Below are 19,116 nucleotides of genomic sequence, written 5' to 3'. Positions count from 1 at the left end.
GTCGCGCACGCCGTCAATGCGAGCAGGGAAGAGACAAGCAGAACGGATCGCATCGACACCCCTTGGGAAAGCCGACGACTTTAGCTCTGCCGCCTTGCGCCGATGTTGCCGCGCATTGCGACGCCGTCATGCGCCTGCGGTCTAGCGGCGCCAGTAATTGTTGTTGAAGCGCGTGCTTTCGAAGCCGATCACGGCGGTGCCGTTCTGGCCGAGCGGGATGGCGGTGACGCCGTAAATGCCACGTGCGCCGCCGGTGCCGATCATCATGCCGACCTCGCCATGCACCTTGCGCCCGTCGGTGCCGCCGCCGAGCGCCGCATCGGCGCCGCTGCCGTCGGCATTGTTGATCGCCTCCAGCCGTTGCTCGGGCGACAGGCTGACCACGCCCGGCGGCGTCTCGGCGACGGCGAGCGTCGGCAGCAAGGCTGCAGCGAGGAAGAGGGCGGGCAAGCGGACCATGATTCGATAATGTATAGCGCCGCCTTGCGGATCCATGAACCCATGCGCGTTCAAGCTTTTGTCTCCCCCGCCGCGTGCAATGTCACCAGCCGCGCGAGCAAGGTCGCCGGAAACAGCTGGCCGATCACGGACTCGAGGCTGGCGATGGAGCGCACGATCGGGTGGAGCGGCACCAGATCGCCCGTGCCGCCGGTCGTCAGCGTGCCGAGGCTGAAATAGAGCAGGCTGGCGAACCGCCCGCGCTGATCGGGCGCGAGCCCGCTGAACGCCGGATGCAGCGTCACCGACGCCATGCCGAAGATGCCGGCGAAGATCAGGGCGACGTAGAGATAGAGGATCACCGCGCCGAGGATGCGGTGGACGGTCACCCGCCCCTCCTTGAACACCACCAGCGCCACCATCGCGGCGACGACGAGGTCGAACACGATCGTCACGAGGATCTTGACCGCGGTAACCACCGCCGCCGGTTCGCCCAGCCGCCATTGCAGCGATGCCGCGACCGTCGCCAGCGACGCCACGCCGATGATCGCGCGCGACCGCACGCTCCGCGCGACGATGAGGATCGTCACGACGGCGAGGCCGAGCCGCAGCAATTCGATCACCTGCAGCGGCAGCGACGCGATCGCCTCGAGCGGGGCGACGACGAAGATAGTGACGAACTGGATCGCGAAGATCGCGCCGAGTGCGCTCTCCCCCCGCACCCGATCGAGCTTGTCCGCGCGCTCCGTCACCTTCGACCCCCCCGGTCCTCAATGCCCTCCGAGCGACATCATCATCGTCGCGACCTTGCGCTCCTGCGCGCTGATGACGCCGTCATGGTCGACGTCGGCCATGTCGAACAGCTGCAGCGGGCGCGCCTCGGCTTCGGCCAAGGTGACGCGGCCGTCACCCTTGGCGTCGGCACGCTCGAACCAGTGGCCGCCGACATGGCCGAACGGCCCCGCCGCAACCTCGGCCTTGCCCGCCGCCTGCTTCGCGCGGAACGCGTCGAATTCGGCCGAGGTCACCACCCCATCGTGATTGGCATCGAGCGCGGCGAACTGGCGCTTGACCACGTCGATCACCTCGGCGCGGCGGATCGGCCGGTCGGGCAGATCGGCGGCGCCTTGCGCGACGGCGACGGTGGCGATGGCCGTGGCAGCCAGCGCGGCGAGCGGGACACGCATCTTCATCGGAACTCCATGGGCTTGCGGAAGCAGCCGGCTAGCCGGCCGCCGCTGTACCGCCCTTGAACATGCCCGCGCCGCGATCGCGCGCGGCGCACCCGATCAATGCTTCTTGCCGCGCCAGATGTTGCGATAGGCGCCGTAGGCCAGCCCGGTCGCGATCAGCAGGTAGATCAGCACCGCCGTGCCGACGCGATGGCGGTTTTCCAGCTTGGGCTCTGCCGCCCACATCAGGAAGGCGGAGACGTCCTGTGCCATCTGGTCGACGTTCGCCTTGGTGCCGTCGGAATAGCTGACCTGCCCGTCGGCCACGAGCGGCGGCGGCATCGCGATGTTGAGGTTCGCGAAATACGGATTGTAATACAGGCTCGGCGGCGTCTTCGCGTCGGGGAACGCCTTCAGCAGGTCGGCCGGCTGCGGCTGATAGCCGGTGACGAGCGAATAGATATAGTGCGGGCCGCCCTCGCGCGCCTTGGCGAGCAGACTCATGTCGGGCGGTAGCGCATTGTTGTTGGCGGCGCGCGCGGCGACCTCGTTGGCGAAGGGCGACGGGAAATAGTCGCTCGGGATCGCCTTGCGCGTCGTCGCCTCGCCGGTGTCGGGATTGATCGTCGGCACTTCGACCGACCATTGCTTGGCGATGGCCTTCACCTCGGGCTTGGTGAAGCCGATCTCCTCGAGATCGCGGAACGCCACCAATTTCATCGAGTGGCAGGCCGAGCAGACCTCCTTGTAGACTTGGAAGCCGCGCTGGAGTTGCCGGCGATCATACCGGCCGAGCGGGCCGTCGAACGAGAAGGACACCTCCTTCTCGCCCTTGTGATAGACCGACGCGGCGGTCGGCTCGGTCTTCTCGCGCGGGATCACGAAGGCGACGGCGAGCGCCGAGACGAAACCAAGTCCGACCAGACCGGCAATGGGTTTGACGAGCATTGCTGTATTTCCCCCTTGCCCGGTTCAGTGCGCGTGGCCGGCGGCGGCCGGGCCAGGCTCGACGCCGTAGGGGGCGGCCTCCGCCTCCTCCCCGTGCAGCACCGATTCCGAGATCGAGTTCGGCAGCGGCTTCGTTTTCTCAAACGCCGCGATGCAGGGCACGATCAGCAGGAAGTGCGCGAAATAATAGGCCGCCGCGAACTGGCCGATGCGGACATAGGGCTCCGCCGCCGGGCTCTTGCCGATGAAACCGAGCAGCAGCACGTCGGCCACCAGGATCCAGAAGGCGATGCGGTAGGCCGGCCGGTAATTGGCCGAGCGCACCGGCGAATTGTCGAGCCACGGCAGGAAGAACAGCAGGGCGATCGCCGAGAACATCGCGATCACGCCCCACAGCTTGGCCGGGATCCACAGCCAGTTGACCGTGAAGGCACGCAGGATCGCGTAGAAGGGCCAGAAATACCATTCGGGCACGATATGCGCCGGCGTCGAGAGCGGGTTGGCCGGGATGTAATTGTCCGGATGGCCGAGCGCGTTCGGGTAGAAGAACATCAGGAACGCGAACACGATCGCGAAGATGCCGACGCCGAACCCGTCCTTGGCAGTGTAATAAGGATGGAACGGAACCGTATCCTGCGGCCCCTTCACGTCGACGCCGGTCGGGTTGTTCGAACCCGGAATGTGCAGCGCCCAGATGTGCAGGATGATGACTCCGGCGATCACGAACGGCAGCAGATAATGGAGCGAGAAGAAGCGGTTGAGCGCGGCATTGTCGGGCGCGAAGCCGCCGAGCAGCCAGGTGTGGATCGGATCGCCGAGGATCGGGATCGCCGAGAAGAAGCCGGTGATGACCTGCGCGCCCCAGAAGCTCATCTGCCCCCACGGCAGAACGTAGCCCATGAACGCGGTCGCCATCATCAGCAGGAAGATGACGACGCCGAGCAGCCACACCATCTCGCGCGGGGCCTTGTACGATCCGTAATAGAGGCCGCGGAAGATGTGGATGTAGACCACGATGAAGAACATGCTCGCGCCGTTCATGTGGGCGTAGCGCAGCAGCCAGCCCTGATTGACGTCGCGCATGATGCCTTCGACCGAATTGAAGGCGACGTCGGCATTGGCGGCATAATGCATCGCCAGGATGACGCCGGTGACGATCTGGATGGCGAGCGCGAGGCCGGCCAGCACGCCGAAATTCCAGAAATAATTCAGGTTGCGCGGCACCGGATAGCCGGCGCCGACCGCATTGTAGACCAGCCGCGGCAGCGGCAGTTTCTCGTCCACCCACTTCATCAGCGGATGCTTCGGCGTGTAATGTGCGGCCCAGGGGAAGCTCATCGCGGCTTTACCTCAACCAATCTGGACGACAGAGGGCGACTTGAAGTCGTATTCCGGCACGGCGAGGTTCTTCGGCGCCGGCCCCTTTCGGATGCGCGCCGCCGTATCGTATTGCGATCCGTGGCAGGGGCAGAAGTAGCCGCCGAAATCACCGCGGCTCTCGGCCGGCGTGATACCCAGCGGCACGCAGCCGAGGTGGGTACACACTGCCAGCGTGACGAGGATATTCTCGTGACCGGGCTTGGTGCGCTGCGCCAGGGTCTGCGGATCGCGCAGATCGGAAATCGCGACGGCGTTGGCCTCGCTGATCTCCTTCTTGGTCAGGCTGCGGATGAAGACCGGCTGCTTGCGCCACGAAACCTTGATGCCCGATCCTTCGGCCACCTTGGAGATGTCGACCTCGATCGAGGCGAGTGCCAGCACGTCGGCGGACGGGTTCATCTGGTTGACCAGCGGCACCACCACGCTCGCCGCGCCCACGCCGGCGAAACTGACGGCGGCGATGTTGATGAAATCGCGGCGGCGGGGCCCGGCCCCCTGCTCTTCAGACGCGCCGATCACCGGCGGATGCTGGTTGGGATCGGCATAATCTGACGTCGCCATTCGCAAACCCTTCTTCGGTTGCACCCCTTGCCGTGCCGGTTAAACCCGGCTTCGACACCTCTCCCGCTGGGCGGCGGTTCATTCGCTGATAGCCGCCGCGTCGCGGCTTTGCCAATCCCTTTCGGCTTTTGCGAAGCGCTCTCAACAAGCTGCGCCATACTTGCCTTGCGGATGGCTTCGGCGCATCGCGCGCGGCGATGAGGACCGCATCTTGATCGCGCTCGATGCCGAGCAGCAGGCCGCTCGCGACTGGTTCGAAGGATTGCGCGACCGCATCTGCGCCGCGTTCGAGGCAATCGAGCGCGAGGCCGGCAGCGACGCGCGCTTCGCCTACACCCCCTCGCAGCGGATCGATGCCGACGGCACCGATGGCGGCGGTGGCATGAAAGGCCTGATGAAGGGCCGCGTGTTCGAGAAGGTCGGCGTCAACGTCTCGACCGTCGCCGGCCGCTTCGCCCCCGATTTCGCGCGCACGATTAACGGCGCGGCGGAGGATCCACGATTTTTCGCGACCGGCATCAGCCTCGTCGCGCACATGGCCAATCCGCACGTGCCGGCGGTGCACATGAATTGCCGCTTCCTGGTGACGACCAAGCGCTGGTTCGGCGGGGGGGCCGATCTCAACCCGCCTCTGCCCTATGCCGAGGATACCGAGGACTTTCACACCGCGCTGCGTGCCGCATGCGAAGCGCATCCCGACGCGGGCGACTATCCGCGCATGAAGACGTGGGCCGACGATTATTTCTGGATCCCGCACCGCAAGGCCCATCGCGGCGTCGGCGGTATCTTCTTCGACCATCTGGAGGGCGATTTCGCCAGCAACTTCGCGTTCGTGCGCGACGTCGGTGACGCCTTCCTCGACGTCTTCCCGCGGATCGTGCGGCGGCGGATGGGCATGGCTGCCGACGACGCGGCGCGCGCGGCGATGCTCGCCTATCGCGGGCGCTATGCCGAGTTCAACCTCGTCTACGATCGCGGCACGTTGTTCGGCCTCAAGACCGGCCACGATCCCGAGGCGATCCTGATGAGCCTGCCGCCCGTCGCGACGTGGGCCTGATCCCGGTAGGCGCGGACCAACTCGCCACGGTCGTCACCACGCTGGCGATGACCGAGCGGCCCCGCCCGCGCCCGCTCCCCGCCGCGCCGTTGCGACTGGTCCATTGGCGGCAGCCGACGGCCGACGCCTATCGTGCGCTGTTCCGCCGCGTCGGGCAGAGGTGGCTCTGGTTCTCGCGCCTGCTGCTGGACGACGCAGCCTTGTGCGCGGTGATCCACGATCCAGCGGTGGCGGTGCATGCCGTGCTCGACCGGCAGGGGATCGAAGTCGGCCTGCTCGAGCTCGACTTTCGCCAGAGCGACGTGTGCGCGATCGCCTATCTGGCGCTGGTGCCCGAGCTGACCGGGCGCGGCCACGGCCGCTGGCTGATGGCGCACGCGCTGGCGCTTGGCTGGCGCGCGGGCGTCACGCAATTATCGGTGCGCACCGGCTCGCTCGACCATCCGTCGGCGCTCGGCTTCTACCGCGCGCAGGGCTTCGTGCCGGCGCGGCGCCATGTCGAGACCTTCCCCGACCCGCGCCTGCTCGGCGTGCTGCCGCGCGATGCGGCGCCTCAGATCCCCCTGCTCGCCACCGCGAGCTGACGGTAGAGCGACACCACCAGCAGGTGGAAGCCCGCGCTGATGACCGAACGCCCGGCGCTGATGAGAATGGCGGCGATCAACGTGCCCGTAGCCGCCGATCCCGCCGCGCCGCCGAGGATGACGAGGGTCGCGCTGATCGCAGTGCCGAGCGCCAGCACGACGATCCCGCCGCCGACGAGATAGAGCAGCAAGGCCAGCAGGATCCGCCAGAAGGCGCCTTGCGTCAGCGCCCAGCTCAGCCGCAACGCCGCGATCGGCCCGATCTGCCGCTCCACCAGCAACGGCATCAGCGGCACCAGCCGCACCGACAGGAACAGGCCCGCGCCGAGGATCACGCCGACCAGCAGGCCCTGCATCGCCATGACATCGACGCGCGCAAGGCCGATCAGCACCGCCGCCACCGTGGCGACCAGGATAACGACGACCGCCGCCAGCAGCATCGCCACCACCAGCAACGGCAGGCGGCGAAAGGCGAGCACGATCGCTTCCTGCACGCTGATGCGCGGCACGAGCCCGATCGCGGTGACGACGAGCCCGCCGAACACCCAGATCAGCGTCGCGAGCAGCGACAGCGGCATCAGCCACGGCGCCGCCGCCAGCATTGGCCGCAGATCCGCCGACGGCCCCGCCGCGAGCGTGCGCCACGCCCCATCGGGCACGATCGCGTCGAACAGCAAAGGCGGCAGCGCGATGAAGGCGAACGCCACCGGCACGAGCAGCCGCCACTCCCGCGCGGAGAAGCGCTGGACCCACTGGAAAGCCTGTTCGATCGAGATACGGGAGGTGACGGGCAACATCGGCGCGTTATCGCGGGGCCGGCCGCCAAACGCAATCGAGCGCTTGCTTGCGTCGTCACGCCGCAATCCGCACATGGGCGATCATGGCTCCCCCGCTCTCCAGCATCGAATGGCGCGTCTCGCCCGGCCTCACCGATTATGCCGCGGCGCTGGCGGCGATGGAGGCACGCGCCGCCGCGATCCGCGACGACGGCGCGCCCGAGCTCGTCTGGCTGCTCGAGCATCCGCCGGTGCTGACCGCCGGCACCAGCGCGGTTTCCGACGAACTGATCGAGCCCGGCCGCTTCCCGGTGCACATGAGCGGCCGTGGCGGCCGCTATACCTATCACGGCCCCGGCCAGCGCGTCGGCTATGTGCTGCTCGACCTCGCCGCGCGCGGGCGCGATGTGCGCTGCTACGTCGCGCGGCTGGAGGACTGGCTGATCGGCACGCTGGCGACGCTCGGCGTCGACGCGCGCAAGGCGCTGGGCCGGATCGGCATCTGGGTCGACGACGCACAGGGGCGCGAGGCGAAGATCGGCGCGATCGGCGTGAGGGTACGCCGCTGGGTGACGCTGCACGGCTTCGCGCTCAACGTCGCGCCCGATTTGACGCATTTCGACGCGATCGTGCCGTGCGGAATCGCCGATTATCCGGTCACGAGCCTCGCCGCGCTTGCGCGCGGAGCCGCGATGAACGATGTCGATCAGGCCCTTGCCGAAGGATTCGGCACCTTTATCCAGTCACTTGGCGAAACGTGATCGGCCCTTGAGGCGTTCACGCGATGTGGTAAGGTCACCACCGATTTGGGACATGGTAAAGCAAGCCCCACCAAATCATACACTAGGGAGTCAGAACATGCGTCACATCATCAAGAAGACCAGCGCTGCGGCGATGGTCGTGGCCGCCGCGCTGGCCGTTTCGGCTTGCGGCAAGAGCGAGACGACGAACGTCAGCGAGAACGTCTCGATGACTGACATGAACGCCGAAGGCAGCATGAACGACATGTCGGCCACGGACATGAACGCCACGGACACCAACATGGCGGACAACAGCATGATGGGCAGCAACACCTCCAACATGGAGTAAGCTGCGCCTTCTCAGAGGTGCTTGGAGGGCCGTCCGGATCGTCCGGGCGGCCCTTTTCACGTGTGCCGGAGCCGCCGCCGCTTCCCACATCCGTCATGCCAGCGAACGCTGGCATCTCCCGCTATCGGGCGCGACGCGCGCCGCACGAGACCCCAGCCTACGCTGGGGTGACGGCATATATTTGAATTTGATTGGCGCCTAACGCGACGCGATCTCCAGCGGCCGTCCATCGAGCGCCGCAATGATCCGCGCATCATAGCCATACGGATCGCCGTAGCTCACCAGATCGCCGCCGGCGGGATCGGCGTCCATCGTGAAATAAACGATATAGACCTGCCACGTGCGCGGCAGCGGCAGCGTTTCGGTCGACGTGTTCGCCAGCGCCTCGTCCAGTCGCGCGCCGCCGTCGCCATCCTGCATCAGCTGCGCGGCGAGCTGGTCGATATCCTTCACCCGGATGCAGCCGTGGCTGAGCGCGCGCTCGTCGCGGCCGAAGGCGCGCTTGGCGGGCGTGTCGTGCAGGTAGATCGCCTGATCGTTGATCAGGTTGAACTTGATCCGGCCGAGCGCATTGCGCGGCCCCGGCGGCTGGCGCACCGCCCAGCCGTCGGACGTGCGCTTAAACTGGAAGCCGGCCGCGCCCGGACGCAGGTTGGAGCGCTTGACGATGCTCGCCGGGACGTTCCACCAGGGATTGACCACCAGCGACGAGGTCGGCGACGCGAGCAGAGGCGTCGGCATGTCCTTGGCACCGACCACGACGTCGTAGCTCGCCAGCGACGTGCCGTGATCGATCACCTGCAGCCGGTAGCTCGGCACATTGACGTAGAGATAGTCGTCGCCGAGCCGGCGCGGCATCCACCGCCACCGCTCCATGTTCGCGCGGATGCGGTCGCGCGCGCCCGCATCGGGCGCGCTCGCCAGCGCATCGCGGAGCGCGCCGTAGCGGGCATCGGCGGGCAGCAGAGCTTTGTAGAAATCCTTGATCGAGCCGTCGCGCACGGCAGCAGCGAGCCGCTCGGGCAATTGCGCCGCCTCATATTGCGGACGCTGGATCATCCAGCCCATCGCCGAACGATCGCTCACCCGGCCGAAATAATAATCGTGGGCGAGCGTCAGCGCCGCCGCGTCCGCCAGCGTATCGAGCGCCGGCCCGGTGCCGCCCGACATCGCCTGCCGCAGCGCCGCCAGATTGTAATCCTGGGGGTTGAGCCCCTCGTCGCGGGCATGCTCGATCACCTTGACGAGCTTGGCGAGCGCATCGGAATTCCAGCGCGCCTCGACCGGTGCCGCAGCAGGAGCGAGCGTCACGTCGCTCGGCGTCGCGCCGATCGCCGCCACATCCACGGTCACGGCAGCAAGCGCGCCACCGACCATCAATCCTAGCCGCGCAAGAGCGGCAAAACGCGCTGGGCCGGCCATCGAACGCTCCCTGACATCTGCCAGACACAACGTCCGATGCCGGGGGCCGATCCTGTTTGGCGCTTTGTCAACAGCAAAAATTAAAACGGCCGACGGTCTGGAAACCGCCGGCCGCTCGTGCGTTGGGTCGCGCCGTCGGGTTTTAGAGCGCGCCTTCCAGCCAGCCCTTGAGCTGGCTCTTCGGCGCCGCGCCGACCTTGGTCGCTGCCGGCGCGCCGTCCTTGAACAGGATCATCGTCGGGATGCCGCGCACGCCGTAGCGGCCGGGCGCATCGGGATTCTCGTCGATGTTGAGCTTGACGATGGTGACCTTCTCACCCAGCTCGTCGGACAATTCCTCGAGCGCCGGCCCGATCATCCGGCACGGCCCGCACCATTCCGCCCAGAAATCGACGAGCACCGGCCCATCGGCCTTCAGCACGTCATTGTCCCACGAGGTGTCGGTGATCTTCTTGGTCGCCATCACGCAATCTCCGTAAAAACCTGACCTCGGATGTAGGCAGCGCGCGGCGCGCACTCAACCGTCTGCGCCCAGCTTTTGCTCTGCGAGGCCCAAGCCGGGCTTGTGCGCCGCCAGCAGCTCGGGCGCGAGCGGGATCAGCCGCGGGCCGGCGGTGTAGAGCAACGCCGGCTCGATCGCGCGTCCGGGAAAGATCACCGCCAGCGCCTCGGCATAGGCCGCCATCTGGCGAAGGTGATGCGTCGGCGCATCCGCGGCGTCGAGCGGCACGCGCCGCCCCGTCTTGAAATCGACCAGCAGCACGCGATCCTCGGTCACCAGCAATCGGTCGACCGTACCGGCGACGACGATGCCGTTCGCCAGCACCGCCGCGATCGGCGCCTCGGCGAGCGCGTCGGGCGCAAACAGTTCGGCGAAGCGCGGCTCGGCGATGATCGCGCAGGCATCCGTCACCAATCGCTCGCGCAAGGCGGCATCGGCGATGCCTGCCGATCGCTCGAGCCAGCGTTGACCCGCTGCCGCACGTTCGGCCGAAGGGAATGCGGGCAGCCGTTCGAACAGCGCATGGAGCAGCCGGCCGCGCTCGGCGGCGGCGCGCGCGGCGGGGCCGGGCGGCGGATCGGCGACATCGTCCTCGCCCAGCGACGAGGGCGCCAGTGGGCGTGGCGGGCGTTGCTCGACCGGCGCGGGCGCGCGCAGCCAGTCGGGCACGGTCGACGCTGCGGCGACGGCGGCGGGCGCCGCGCGACGCGTGGTCGGCACTGCGGCGACGCCATGATCGCGGCGCGCGCCCCAGCGCGGATCGGCCAGCGGCTCCGCTCCCAGCGCCGCCATCGACTGCTCGACCTCGGCATACCAGCTTTCCGCCGGTGCGACCCCGCGCGCACGCGGCCCGAGCGCGCCGCCGATCACCAGCCGCTCCTCGGCGCGGGTCAGCGCCACGTAGAGCAATCGCCAATGCTCGGCGCGCTCGCGTGCCTGCGCCGCCGCCAGCGCATCGGCCAGCGTGCCGTGAAGCTCGGCCTTGCGCGGGCGGAACACCGGCACCGGCCCATCGTCGTCCGCCATCGGCCAGTCGATCGTGCCGGCGCGCGCCATATCCGGATCGCCGGTCGCGTCGGCGAGGATGACGAGCGGCGCCTGCAGCCCCTTCGCGCCATGCACCGTCATCACCCGCACCGCATCGAGCGGCGCCGACGGATCGCGCGTCACCTCGATCTCGTCGCGATCGAACCAGTCGAGGAAGCGCTGCAGCGTCGGCGTCGCCTCGCGCTCGAACGTCAGCGCGGCGTTGAGCAATTCCTCGATCGGGTCGCGCGCCTCCGGCCCGAGCCGGCGCATCAGCCGCCGACGCCCGTCGCGCGCGCCCGAGAGGATCTCTTCGAGGAAGCGATAGGGCGTGGTCAGATCGGCGCGCGCGAGCAGCAGGCGCAGGCCGCTTGCCGCCTCGGCGCAGGCCGGATCGTCGGCGACCGCGCTCCACAGGCTGCCCGGCCGCCGGAACGCCACCGCGTAGAGCGCGTCCTGGTCCAGCCCGAACAAGGGCGAGACCAGCAGGCCGGCGAGGTTGAGATCGTCCTCGGGCTGGAGCACAAAGCGGATCGTCGCCATCAGATCCTTCACCGCCAGCGGCGCATCCAGCCGCAGGCGGTCAACGCCCGCCACCGGCACGCCCTCGGCATGCAGCCGCGCGACGATCAGCGAGGCGAGCGCGCCGCGCTTGCGCACCAGCACCAGCACATCCTCGGGCCGGAGTGCCCGTTCGCGCCCGGCGAGCCACAAGGGCGCGTCGAGCCAGTCGCGCACCTGCTCGGCCAGTTTCTGCGCGAACAAGCGCTGCGCATCGTCGATCCAGCCTTCCTCGCCGACATCGTCCGCATCCTCGGCGATGTCGAGCGAGACCGGCTGCCACAGGCTCACCATGCCCGGCAGATGCGCCTTGGCGCTGCGGTGCGGCTCGGCGGCGTCGAGCAGGCCCAGCCGGTCGGCCCCGACCCGCGCGATCAAAGTGTCGACCAGCTCCAGCACCGGCGGGGTCGAGCGGAACGAGCGATCGAGGCTCAACCGCTCCATCGTCCGCCGGCCCGCCTCGGCGGCGCGTGCGAAATGCTCGCGTGCGCGGGCGAAGGCATAGGGATTCGTGCCCTGGAAGCCGAAGATCGCCTGCTTGAAATCGCCGACCGAAAAGATTGTCCGCACCGCGCGGCTCAATTCGTCCGGATCCTCGCTGAAGAATTCGTCGGCGAGCGCATCGACGATCTTCCACTGCGCGACATTGGTGTCCTGCCCCTCGTCGACGAGGATATGATCGGTGCGCCGGTCGAGCTTGAAGCGGATCCACGCGCCGATGCCCGGCTGGTCGAGCAACGCCACCGTCAGCCGGATCAGATCATCGAAATCGACCGCGCCTTGCGCGCGCTTGGCGACGGCGTAGGCTGCGGCATAGGTCTGGCCGGCGCGCAGCCCGGCGGCCAGATCGGCCGCCAGCGCGGCGCGGCTGCGCAGCGACAGCAATCGATCGATCGCCTCGGCCAGCCGTTCGCAATTGCCGCCATGATCGGGGTCGCAACCGAGCAGTTTCGCGCCGAACGAACGCGGTTCGCCTTGTTTGGTGCGGGCAAGACCGATCAGATCGCCCAGCATCGCCGCGCGCGCAGGCGCATCGGCGGCGAGGAATGCCGCGCCGAGATCGGCATGCTCCAGCCCGGTCTTGGTGCCCCACGTCCGGTTCGCGCCGACGATCCGGTGCAAGGTCGCGCAATCGAACGCGTCGTCGGCGCAGGAGGCCTCGATCGCCGCCTCGACGTCGCCCAGCGGCACGTCCAGCGCGGTCCGCGTCCGCGCCTCGATCCCCTCGCGCATGCCCAGCGCCGCCAGCGCATCGGGCGCACGCGCGCACAGCCGCAGATAGCGCTCGGCCGCCTGCTCACCGAGCCGCCGGCTGAGCACGGCGACGTCGCGGCCGAGGCCGAGATCGCCATTCCGCTCGGCATCGGCCAGCAGCTCGGCCAGCGTGGCGCGCGCCAGCGCCGCCTCGGCACGCCCCTCCAGCGGACGGAAGCCGGGCGTCAGCCCCGCCTCGGCCGGAAAGCCCGCGAGCAAGGTCTGGCAGAAGGCATGGATCGTCTGGATGCGCAGCCCGCCGCCCGGCGCATCCAGCACGCGCGCGAACAGCCGCCGTGCGCGCGCCACCGCATCGTCGTTGCGTGGCTCGTCGAGCGCCCATAATTCCTTGCGCAATTTGACGTCGGGCAGCCGCACCCAGCGCGCCAGTCGCGCCTGGATGCGCTCGGCCATTTCGGCAGCACCAGCCTTGGTGAAGGTCAGGCACAGGATGCTCTCGGGCGGCGCGCCGTTGAGCAGCAGCCGCAGCACGCGCGCGGTCAGCACGTGCGTCTTGCCGGTCCCGGCCGAGGCGGACAACCACACCTGTGCATCGGGCCGCGACGCCGCCGCCTGATGCCCCTCCAGCCGCTGGAGCGGGGACAGCCGGCCGCTCATGGCTGCGGCTCCGCGCGTGCGAGGCGGCCATACCATTCGTCGAGCCGCATCAACTGGTCATAGTCGCCATAAGGCGAATATTCGGGGTGCAGCTTGGCGACGAACGGGGCGTCGCCGGTCAGATATTCGGCCACCGCGCCGGCGAGCACGCGCGCGGCGAGCGTCGTGAACTCGGCCGGATCAATCCCCTCGCCGCGCGTGTTCAGGCCGACCGGGCTTTCGCGATAGCCGAGCGTGCGATCCTTGCCCGCACCCATCGACCAATATTCAAACGCCTCGGGCCGCCCCGCCACGTCGTCCCCGAAGCCGCCATGCTCGGCGATCAGCCCCAGCAGCCCGAGCTGCATCGAATAGCCCCCCGCCACCGCGCGCTTGGTCGGCGGCTTGCCGGTCTTCCAGTCGACGATGGCGATGCCGCCGCCGGGCAGGCGATCGACGCGGTCGACCGTGCCGTAAAGCTCGACCTCGCCGAGCGTCAGCGCGCCCTTGCGCTCGGCCGCGATCGGGGTGCGGCCCGCGGCCCGATCGGTCGTGACCTGCGCCCCGACCCATTCGATCGCCTCGATCAGGCGCGGCGCCCACAAAGCGCGCAGCACCGGATGGACCGCGCCTTCGCGCAGCAAAGCCTCGGCGCGGGGAAGCAGGCGCGTTGGGTCACAGCCATCCTCGCCGATCCAAGCCTCGAACACGCGATGCACCGCGCTGCCGCGCCACGCCGCGCTGGGATCGGCATCGACCCCGTCCCAGCGGCGCAGGCGCAGCATCGCATCGGCGTAGAAAGCGAAGGGATCGGCCTTCAGCCGGTCGAGCTTGGTGACGGCGATGCGGCGCGGCCGATCGGCGGCGGGCGGCGCGGGCCGGGGGCGTTCGGCGGGCGCGAGTTCGCCCGGATGATCGAGCAGCTCCGCCCAGCGGGCGAGCATGCGCGCCGGGGTGATGCCGCCGGTCATCGCCTGCAGCCGCAGCCAGAAGCGCGAGGCGACCGCCGGCGCCCGCGCATCGCGGCGGGCGCGGGTCAGCAGCACCTCGCGCGCACCCAGAGCGGCGGCGAATTGCTGTGCCTCGACACCGATGCGGCGCTCCAGCCCCGGCAAAGCGAGCGCGGCGCGGATCGCGGGGGCGAGCCACGGGTCGGGCGCGGGCAACGACGGCCACACGCCTTCGTTGAGCCCGCCCAGCACCACCAGGTCGGCCTGCGCCAGCCGCGCCTCGATGAGGCCGAGGATGGCGACGCGCGGATGGCCGCCCTGCGGCGGACGCACCGCCACCTGCTCCAGCATCGTGCGCAGCAGGGTGGGAAAGCCCGCCACGGTCACCAGCGCCGGCCCGTCGGGTGCGGCCGCCTCGAGGCTTTCGAGCAAGGCGGCGGCGGCACGCCCCGCCGGCTTTGCCCAAGCGGCATCGCCGGCGAGCCGCCCGGCCGCCTCGCGCACCGCCGCCAGCAGCGCGGCGAGCGGCGCACGCGCCTCGGCGAACGCTGCCGCCAGCGGCTCCAGCAGCGGGCGTACATCCTCCCAAACGGCGGCGGCGCGGCGGTGCGTGCCGAGCAGGCGGCTGAGTTCGTCCAGCCCCGGTGCCGCGCGCGGCCCGCGCAGCGCTGCATCCAGCGTGCGCATCCGGCCGAGCCAGTCGATCCGCGCGCCGCCCCCCGCCACCAGCGGATGCTTGAGCAAGGCGAGCAACGCCACCGGTGCGAACCGTTCGACCCCCGCCTCGGCGATCGCGAGCAGCAACGTGCCCGCCGGCGTCTGCGCAAGCGGCCGGCCGGCGCTGTCGTCGGCGGCGATGCCCCAGCGCGCGAGATGCGCCGCCACCCGCGTCGCCAGCGCGCGATCGGGCGTCACGAGTGCTGCGGTGCAGCCCGGCGTCTCGATCGCCTGCCGCAGCGCGATCGCGATCGCCTGCGCCTCGGCGGCAGGATTGGCGAGCTCCAGCGCGCGGACGCCCGACAGGCGGCGCGCGCGCGGCGGCAGCCCCTCCCATTTGTCGGTGAAGGCGGCGGGCGCCATCGCATTGTGGATCGCGCGGCCACGTGCCGCCGATGCGCCGCCGCCCCCGCCGAAGCGCCACGGCAGCACCTCGCCGCGCGCGACGCCCATCCGGTCGAGCAGCAGGCGCAGCGCATGCTGGGGATGCGTCTCGATCGGCCGCATGCCCTCGCCCGCCGGGGCAAGCGCCTCCCACTCCGCGTCGGGCATCGCGCGATCGAGGCCGGGCAGCACCACCATCCCCTGCGGCAATCGCGCGATCCGCCGCAGCAGTCGCGCCACTGCCGGCGCGGCGACGGTGATGCCGGCGGCCACCAGCGGCGCCTGCGGCGGCGATGCCGCCCACGCCGCCTCGGTCGCGACCAGCAGTCGGTTGCGTCGTTCCGACAGATCGATGCGTCCGCGTAGTGCCAGCTCCGCCGGCCAGCGATCGAGCACCAGCCGCAGCCGCGCGAACGCGCCCTGCCAATGTTCGGCCAGCGCCTCGGGCACCGCGTCGGCCAAAGCGTGCGGCGCCACTTCCTCGACCACCATCTGGTCGATCGTGCGCGCGAGGTCGGCGGCGAGCCGCACAGCCTCGGCTGCCTCGACCGCCGGATCGGCATCGACGATTAGCCGCGCGAGAATCAGCTGGCGCGCGACCGGATCGATGGCGGGCGGAATATCCGCGCCGACGGGCTCCAGCAGTGGGCCGACGCGGTCGTCCAGCTCCGGGTCGCCGATCGAGGCCATGCGCGGCAACAACAGCCCACCGCCCGCACGCCGCACGAACGCATCGGTGACCGTGCGGATCGCGCGTGCATTGGGCAGCAGCAAGGTCGTGCGGGCGAGTGCCATGCGATCGCCGCCCGCGCGCGCCAGCAATCCCGCCGCCAGCGCATCGGCGAACGGGCGATGGATCGGGATGGTGTAGACGCGGGGCGCTGCGGACACGGGCGCAGGCCTAGCGGATCGGCGGCGTTATTTGAAACGCGTTATCGTCAGGATGCCGTTGCGGGCTCCGCGCTGCCGAAGCGCGCGCGCAGCCACGCGACCAGCGGCACACCCACCGCCATGCCGACGAAGGTGTTGACGATCATCGGCAGCGACATGTCCTCGTGGTGCAGCAGGGTGACCGCGACGAAGATCGCTGTCGCCTCCTGCCGCACGATATGCTCCATCGTGATCGCCACCCGGTCGCCGCGCGGCAGCCCGCCCAGGCGCGACACGAGCAAGGCCAGGCCGACATTGGTGACGTTCATCAGCACGACCACGGTCAGCACGACGCCGAGCGATCGGGTGAGCGTCGCCCATTGCTGGACGACGATCATCAGGAACACGATCACCAGCACCGTGGTCGCGAGCGTCTTGACCGGCGGCCCGAAGCGCAGCGCCAGACGCGGCAGAACCGCACGCACGATCATGCCCGTCGCGACCGGCACCACCGTCACCATCATGATGCGCGACAGCGAATCGAGGATCGGCACCGGCACGACGTGGGCCGCGCCATAGACGAACGTCAGCCCGAACGCCGCGATGAACGGCAAGGTGAACACATAGATCACGCTGACGAACAGGCTCATCGACACCGACAGCGCGACGTTGCCGCGCGCGAGATCGGTCAGCAGGTTCGACAGGATACCACCCGGACAGGTGGCAAGCAGGATCAGCCCCATCGTCAGCGCCGGGCCGGGCGCCAGCAGGACCGCGTAGAGAATGCCGGCCGCCGGCACCAATAGCAGCATGCTGCCGACGCCGAGCAGGAACGACCGGCTGTTGGTGACGATGTGGCGGAAGTCGGCGGCGACGAGCCCGGTGCCCATCGCAAACATGATGAGCCACAAGGCGATAGGCAGGAGCGTGCCGCCCGCAATCGCCATCGCCGCGTCGATCATCGGCCGATGGCGCTCCGGATGCGCTTGGCGACCAAAGCCGACGACATCAGCAATCGCGGCAGGTGCCGCGCCAGCACGAAGCCCGCGACCGGACGCGGCGGCTCGAGCGCGAGCAAAGGCTCGGCACCGCGCGTCAGCGTCCGCGCCACTTCGCGCCCCAGCACGGTATTGATCGCGAGGCCGCGCCCGTTGCACGCCTGGATCGCGATCATGCCGCGATCGACCCGCACCAGCCGCGGCATCAGGCTGCCATTGACCCACGCCGTCCCCTGCCAGACATGGTCGAGCCGGAGCGGACGGTAGCTCGCCAGCATCGCCTTCAGCCGGCGGTTGACGCGCGCGGCGATCACCTCGGGATCGAGCGTCTTGCCGCCGGGCAGCGCGGTGATGAGACGGCCGTCGGCAGTGTAGCGGATCGAGAAGACGTCGGGCTCCTGATCGGTCATGCTGTGCCCTCCCGGCAGCACGACGGCGCGCATCTCCGGCGGCAAGGGCTCGGTCGCGACCTCGATCACCGGCAGCGGCAATACCGTGCCCGCCAGTTCGGCGCGCAACGCCATGTTGCCGCCGTTCGCCGCCAGCACGACCTGATCGGCGAGCAGCGAATAGGATCCGGTCCACAGCCGCCAGCCGCGCCCAGCACGCTCGATTCCGATCACGGGGCTGCGCTCGTGGATCTGCACTCCCGCCGCCTCCGCCCGATCGGCGAGGCCGCGCAGGTACAGCACCGGATCGAGCGCGCCGCCGGTCGGATCGAGCAGGGCCGCGCGATAGCCGCGACACCCCGTCAGCGCAGCGGTTTCGGCAGCATCGCACACGCGCAGGTCGGTGCGGATCGAGCCCCATGCCGCGACGCGACGCTCCAGCGTCTGCGCCGCCGAGGATGCCGTCATCGGCGCGAGGAAGCCCGCCTGCACCGCGTCGCAGGCGATGCCCTGGCGCGCAATAAGATCGAACAGATAGGTGCCGCTGCCGCCGATCAGCTGCAGCATCGCCGCGCCCGCCTCTGGCCCCAGCCGGCGCAGGATCGCGTCGGGCGCGGCGCGCGCGGGCTGCGGCGCGACGATGCCGGCGCTGCTGCCGGCAGCACCCGCGCCGATGCACTCGGCCTCCAGCAGGACCGTCGACAGGCCAGCCCCGCCGAGGTGGAGCGCGGTGGACAGGCCCGCCACGCCGCCGCCGATGATCGCCACGGTCGCGCGGCCATGTTCGCGCAGCGGCGCACGCTCCGGCGCCAGCATCCGCGCGCCCCAGGGCGGGGCGAGTTCCGGCCCCGCATTCCGATCCGGTCGGAGCGGCTCCAGCTTCACGAAGCTCGCGCGATCGTGATCTGGCAGCCACCCTGCGCGCGGATGGCGCGGCAGGCGGTGGCGGCGGCATCGAGATCCTCGTCGAGGATGCGGGCGCAGATGCTGCCCATGATCCAGCCCATCGGCATCAGCAGCCGGCCGCCGGATGCGTAGAACAAGCCGACGTCGAGCAGGTCGAAGGGCGGCCCGTCGCGCCACGTCCCGCGTTTCGCGCACACCAGAGCGATGTCGCCCGCCTGCGGAAAACTGGTGGCGTTTTCCAGCGGCACGGCGGCGAGATCGCGATCGGGCAACACAGCATCGCCCGCAATCGGCAACGAGATTTCCGGGCCGGTCCACATTGCATGGATCCCGGCATGCGCCGCATCCAATCCGGCGAGCGCCCACAGCAGTTCGGCGTTATGCGGCGCCAGATCGTCGAGCAGCCGCACGCGCACGTCGAGACCGGAGCGCGGCTCGCTCAGGCGCACGAGGCGCGTCGTGGCTCCGTCGCTGGCGTCCATCTGCTTCCCCCGAGGCGCGGCCGATACGACCATATTCACGCGATAATGCTCGG

At 69.6% G+C, this 19,116-nt stretch carries 18 protein-coding genes; 4 read left to right on the top strand and 14 right to left on the bottom strand.

Features of this window, described 5'->3' with window-relative positions; all coding sequences use genetic code 11:
• Nucleotides 1–141 precede the first annotated feature (141 nt).
• From K8P63_RS02800 to petA, 6 genes are all read right to left on the bottom strand, one after another.
• A complete protein-coding gene (locus tag K8P63_RS02800; RefSeq protein WP_223798364.1) occupies nt 142–459 on the bottom strand; it encodes a hypothetical protein in 318 nt (105 codons plus the stop codon).
• A 50-nt stretch (nt 460–509) separates the two neighbouring features.
• Complete coding sequence (locus K8P63_RS02795; protein ID WP_223798363.1) at nt 510–1,190, bottom strand: ion channel; 681 nt, start codon at nt 1,188–1,190, stop codon at nt 510–512.
• Nucleotides 1,191–1,208: 18 nt separating this feature from the next.
• Complete coding sequence (locus K8P63_RS02790; protein ID WP_223798362.1) at nt 1,209–1,631, bottom strand: EF-hand domain-containing protein; 423 nt, start codon at nt 1,629–1,631, stop codon at nt 1,209–1,211.
• Between the two features lie 96 nt (nt 1,632–1,727).
• Complete coding sequence (locus K8P63_RS02785) at nt 1,728–2,558, bottom strand: cytochrome c1 (RefSeq protein WP_223798361.1); 831 nt, start codon at nt 2,556–2,558, stop codon at nt 1,728–1,730.
• Between the two features lie 24 nt (nt 2,559–2,582).
• Complete coding sequence (locus K8P63_RS02780) at nt 2,583–3,896, bottom strand: cytochrome b (protein WP_223798360.1); 1,314 nt, start codon at nt 3,894–3,896, stop codon at nt 2,583–2,585.
• A 12-nt stretch (nt 3,897–3,908) separates the two neighbouring features.
• Nucleotides 3,909–4,499, bottom strand: coding sequence for a ubiquinol-cytochrome c reductase iron-sulfur subunit (petA, locus tag K8P63_RS02775; RefSeq protein ID WP_223798359.1), 591 nt, complete (start codon nt 4,497–4,499; stop codon nt 3,909–3,911).
• A gap of 211 nt (nt 4,500–4,710) precedes the next feature.
• Here petA and hemF point away from each other — a divergent pair, with 211 nt between their 5' ends.
• Nucleotides 4,711–5,556 carry an oxygen-dependent coproporphyrinogen oxidase gene (gene hemF, locus K8P63_RS02770; RefSeq protein ID WP_398288318.1) on the top strand — a complete coding sequence of 282 codons (846 nt, stop codon included), beginning with the start codon at nt 4,711–4,713 and terminating at the stop codon, nt 5,554–5,556.
• The gene (locus tag K8P63_RS02765) at nt 5,547–6,140 is read left to right on the top strand and encodes a GNAT family N-acetyltransferase (protein WP_223798358.1); all 594 of its coding nucleotides are present in this window, start codon (nt 5,547–5,549) and stop codon (nt 6,138–6,140) included. Before hemF ends, K8P63_RS02765 begins: the two co-directional genes overlap by 10 nt.
• Here the strand turns inward: K8P63_RS02765 and K8P63_RS02760 are convergent.
• Nucleotides 6,110–6,934: a hypothetical protein gene (locus K8P63_RS02760; protein WP_223798357.1), complete on the bottom strand. Its 825-nt coding sequence runs from the start codon at nt 6,932–6,934 to the stop codon at nt 6,110–6,112. The genes K8P63_RS02765 and K8P63_RS02760 overlap by 31 nt on opposite strands.
• A gap of 86 nt (nt 6,935–7,020) precedes the next feature.
• Here K8P63_RS02760 and lipB point away from each other — a divergent pair, with 86 nt between their 5' ends.
• Complete coding sequence (lipB, locus tag K8P63_RS02755) at nt 7,021–7,677, top strand: lipoyl(octanoyl) transferase LipB (protein ID WP_223799700.1); 657 nt, start codon at nt 7,021–7,023, stop codon at nt 7,675–7,677.
• A gap of 97 nt (nt 7,678–7,774) precedes the next feature.
• Nucleotides 7,775–8,005, top strand: a complete 231-nt coding sequence (locus tag K8P63_RS02750) for a hypothetical protein (RefSeq protein WP_223798356.1) — start codon at nt 7,775–7,777, stop codon at nt 8,003–8,005.
• 198 nt (nt 8,006–8,203) lie between these two features.
• Here the strand turns inward: K8P63_RS02750 and K8P63_RS02745 are convergent, their stop codons facing one another.
• The 7 genes from K8P63_RS02745 to K8P63_RS02715 form a co-directional block, all read right to left on the bottom strand.
• Complete coding sequence (locus tag K8P63_RS02745; RefSeq protein ID WP_223798355.1) at nt 8,204–9,427, bottom strand: L,D-transpeptidase family protein; 1,224 nt, start codon at nt 9,425–9,427, stop codon at nt 8,204–8,206.
• Between the two features lie 142 nt (nt 9,428–9,569).
• Nucleotides 9,570–9,890: a thioredoxin TrxA gene (trxA, locus tag K8P63_RS02740; protein ID WP_223798354.1), complete on the bottom strand. Its 321-nt coding sequence runs from the start codon at nt 9,888–9,890 to the stop codon at nt 9,570–9,572.
• A gap of 54 nt (nt 9,891–9,944) precedes the next feature.
• On the bottom strand, nt 9,945–13,388 hold the full coding sequence (addA, locus tag K8P63_RS02735; protein ID WP_223798353.1) for a double-strand break repair helicase AddA: 3,444 nt from the start codon (nt 13,386–13,388) through the stop codon (nt 9,945–9,947).
• Nucleotides 13,385–16,309: a double-strand break repair protein AddB gene (addB, locus tag K8P63_RS02730; protein ID WP_223798352.1), complete on the bottom strand. Its 2,925-nt coding sequence runs from the start codon at nt 16,307–16,309 to the stop codon at nt 13,385–13,387. Before addB ends, addA begins: the two co-directional genes overlap by 4 nt.
• Before the next feature lie 47 nt (nt 16,310–16,356).
• Complete coding sequence (locus tag K8P63_RS02725) at nt 16,357–17,250, bottom strand: bile acid:sodium symporter family protein (protein WP_223798351.1); 894 nt, start codon at nt 17,248–17,250, stop codon at nt 16,357–16,359.
• Nucleotides 17,247–18,560 (bottom strand): NAD(P)/FAD-dependent oxidoreductase, encoded by a 1,314-nt coding sequence (locus K8P63_RS02720; RefSeq protein ID WP_223798350.1) that lies wholly within the window; start codon nt 18,558–18,560, stop codon nt 17,247–17,249. Before K8P63_RS02720 ends, K8P63_RS02725 begins: the two co-directional genes overlap by 4 nt.
• The gene (locus K8P63_RS02715; protein WP_223798349.1) at nt 18,557–19,063 is read right to left on the bottom strand and encodes a DUF3830 family protein; all 507 of its coding nucleotides are present in this window, start codon (nt 19,061–19,063) and stop codon (nt 18,557–18,559) included. The genes K8P63_RS02720 and K8P63_RS02715 overlap by 4 nt, the downstream gene beginning before the upstream one ends.
• Nucleotides 19,064–19,116: the final 53 nt, after the last annotated feature.

Source organism: Sphingomonas nostoxanthinifaciens (assembly GCF_019930585.1).
Lineage (GTDB): Bacteria > Pseudomonadota > Alphaproteobacteria > Sphingomonadales > Sphingomonadaceae > Sphingomonas_I > Sphingomonas_I nostoxanthinifaciens.
The sequence above is the reverse complement of the archived record's forward strand: the minus strand, read 5'-3'. Positions and strand labels throughout refer to the sequence as shown.

What these genes read in the sequence shown, in the direction of transcription:
- K8P63_RS02725 (WP_223798351.1), bottom strand. Translation starts at nt 17,250, where the DNA reads ATGATCGACGCGGCGATGGCGATTGCGGGCGGCACGCTCCTGCCTATC.
- K8P63_RS02750 (WP_223798356.1), top strand. Translation starts at nt 7,775, where the DNA reads ATGCGTCACATCATCAAGAAGACCAGCGCTGCGGCGATGGTCGTGGCC.
- petA (WP_223798359.1), bottom strand. Translation starts at nt 4,499, where the DNA reads ATGGCGACGTCAGATTATGCCGATCCCAACCAGCATCCGCCGGTGATC.
- addA (WP_223798353.1), bottom strand. Translation starts at nt 13,388, where the DNA reads ATGAGCGGCCGGCTGTCCCCGCTCCAGCGGCTGGAGGGGCATCAGGCG.
- trxA (WP_223798354.1), bottom strand. Translation starts at nt 9,890, where the DNA reads ATGGCGACCAAGAAGATCACCGACACCTCGTGGGACAATGACGTGCTG.
- K8P63_RS02715 (WP_223798349.1), bottom strand. Translation starts at nt 19,063, where the DNA reads ATGGACGCCAGCGACGGAGCCACGACGCGCCTCGTGCGCCTGAGCGAG.
- K8P63_RS02790 (WP_223798362.1), bottom strand. Translation starts at nt 1,631, where the DNA reads ATGAAGATGCGTGTCCCGCTCGCCGCGCTGGCTGCCACGGCCATCGCC.
- K8P63_RS02785 (WP_223798361.1), bottom strand. Translation starts at nt 2,558, where the DNA reads ATGCTCGTCAAACCCATTGCCGGTCTGGTCGGACTTGGTTTCGTCTCG.
- K8P63_RS02800 (WP_223798364.1), bottom strand. Translation starts at nt 459, where the DNA reads ATGGTCCGCTTGCCCGCCCTCTTCCTCGCTGCAGCCTTGCTGCCGACG.
- K8P63_RS02780 (WP_223798360.1), bottom strand. Translation starts at nt 3,896, where the DNA reads ATGAGCTTCCCCTGGGCCGCACATTACACGCCGAAGCATCCGCTGATG.
- lipB (WP_223799700.1), top strand. Translation starts at nt 7,021, where the DNA reads ATGGCTCCCCCGCTCTCCAGCATCGAATGGCGCGTCTCGCCCGGCCTC.
- K8P63_RS02745 (WP_223798355.1), bottom strand. Translation starts at nt 9,427, where the DNA reads ATGGCCGGCCCAGCGCGTTTTGCCGCTCTTGCGCGGCTAGGATTGATG.